1 protein-coding gene is annotated in these 2,125 nt (G+C 72.7%); it reads right to left on the bottom strand.

Annotation, left to right across the window (positions count from 1 at the left end; genetic code table 11):
• Window positions 1-57: 57 nt before the first annotated feature.
• Entirely contained in the window at window positions 58-2,004 is a 1,947-nt protein-coding gene (dxs, locus tag Q7F20_RS09350) for a 1-deoxy-D-xylulose-5-phosphate synthase (RefSeq protein WP_305739825.1), read from the bottom strand.
• Between the last annotated feature and the right edge of the window lie 121 nt (window positions 2,005-2,125).

Here is a 2,125-nt window from a genome sequence, read left to right as displayed (position 1 = left end):
CGAAGAGCGCCTGCCCGCGGCGGCCCGTCACCGAGGCGCGTCGCGGCCCACCGCCGCTCAGCGGTCGGCGGACTCCCGCGACCGCGACGCCGCCCGCGCCGGCTTCGCCTGCGGCACCTTCGTCCCGACGACCTGGTCGATGACGTCGCGGGCGATCGCCTGTGCGGTCAGCCCCACGTCCTCGAGGATCTGGGACCGCGACGCGTGGTCGATGAACTCGTCCGGCAGCCCGAGCTCGTTGACGCCGGTGTCGACGCCGGCCGCCCGGAGGTCCTGCCGCAGGCGCGTACCGACCCCGCCGACGCGCACCCCGTCCTCGAGCGTGATCACGAGCCGGTGCTCGCGCGACAGGTCGATCAGCGACGACGGGATCGGTACGACCCACCGCGGGTCGACGACGGTGACCCCGATGCCCTGGGACTCGAGCAGCGCTGCGGCGTCGAGCGCCACCGGCACCATCGACCCGACCGCGACGAACAGCACGTCGGGCTCCTGGTCGGGCGACGGCGACCGCAGCACGTCGACCCCGTCATCGAGACGGCGGAGCGCGGCGATGTCCGGCCCGACCTGCCCCTTCGACCACCGCAGCACGGTGGGCGCGTCGTCGACGGCCACGGCCTCGCGGAACTCCTCGCGCAGGGTCGCCGCGTCGCGGGGGGCGGCGATCCGGATCCCCGGCACCACCTGCAGCAGCGCGAGGTCCCACATGCCGTGGTGCGACGGGCCGTCCGGGCCGGTGATGCCCGCACGGTCGAGGACGAACGTGACGCCGGCCTTGTGCAGGGCGACGTCCATGAGCACCTGGTCGAACGCCCGGTTCAGGAACGTCGCGTACAGCGCCACGACGGGATGCAGACCGCCGAACGCGAGTCCGGCCGCGGTCGTCACGGCGTGCTGCTCGGCGATCCCGACATCGATCACGCGCGAGGGGTGCTGCTCCTGGAAGAGGTGAAGTCCGGTGGGCCGGAGCATGGCCGCGGTGATCGCCACGATCCGCTCGTCGGCATCACCGACCGAGGCCAGCGTCGACGCGAACACGGAGGTCCACGACGGCCCCGACGACACGTCGAGCGACTCCCCCGTCTCCGGGTCGATGTGGCCGACGGCGTGGAACTGGTCCGCCTGGTCGCGCAGCGCGGGCTCGAACCCGTGGCCCTTCTCGGTGATGGCGTGCACGATCGTCGGCGCACCGTACGCCTTCGCCTGCCGGAGTGCGGCCTCCATCGCGCGCTGGTCGTGCCCGTTCACCGGCCCGATGTACTTGATGTCGAGGTTCGAGTAGAGCGCCTCGTTGTTCGTGAAGCGCGAGAGGAACCCGTGCAGCCCGCCGCGCATCCCGCGGTACAGCGCCCGCCCGGGAGCGCCGAACCGCGCAGCCGCGGCCTGGGACTTCTCGAACAGCGCCCGGTACTCGCGACGGGTCCGCACCGAGCTGAGGAACCGCGCCATGCCGCCGATGGTCGGGGCGTAGGAGCGGCCGTTGTCGTTGACGACGATGACCAGTCGGCGGTCGTTGCCGTCGGAGATGTTGTTGAGGGCCTCCCAGGTCATCCCGCCCGTGAGCGCACCGTCGCCGACGACCGCGACCACGGTCCGGTCGGCCTGGCCGGTCTGCACGAAGGCGCGGGAGATGCCGTCCGCCCACGACAGGGACGAGGACGCGTGCGAGGACTCCACGATGTCGTGCTCCGACTCGCTCCGCTGCGGGTAGCCCGCCAGGCCACCGCGTTCGCGCAGCCGCGAGAAGTCCTGCCGTCCGGTGACGAGCTTGTGCACGTACGACTGGTGCCCGGTGTCGAAGACGAACGGGTCGTGCGGCGAGTCGAACACACGGTGCATGGCCAGCGTGAGCTCGACGACACCGAGGTTCGGCCCGAGGTGGCCACCGGTCTTCGCGACCTCGGCGACGAGGAAGCGTCGGATCTCAGCGGCGAGGTCCGTCATCTGCGCGTCGGAGAGACGCTTCAGGTCGCGCGGCGAGGTGATGCTGGAGAGCAGGCTCACGGGCGCTCCTTTCGTGGGGCTGTCGACCCACTCTATGCGCGCGACCGCCCGACGGACTGGAGGGGGGGGGGGGGGGGGGGGCGCCGCCCCCGGGCCGGCGAGGGGGCGGGGGGGAGGGCCC

The organism is Curtobacterium sp. A7_M15, from assembly GCF_030705415.1.
Taxonomy (GTDB): domain Bacteria; phylum Actinomycetota; class Actinomycetes; order Actinomycetales; family Microbacteriaceae; genus Curtobacterium.
Note: the sequence above shows the minus strand (reverse complement) of the source record. Positions and strands in the feature narration are given on the sequence as shown.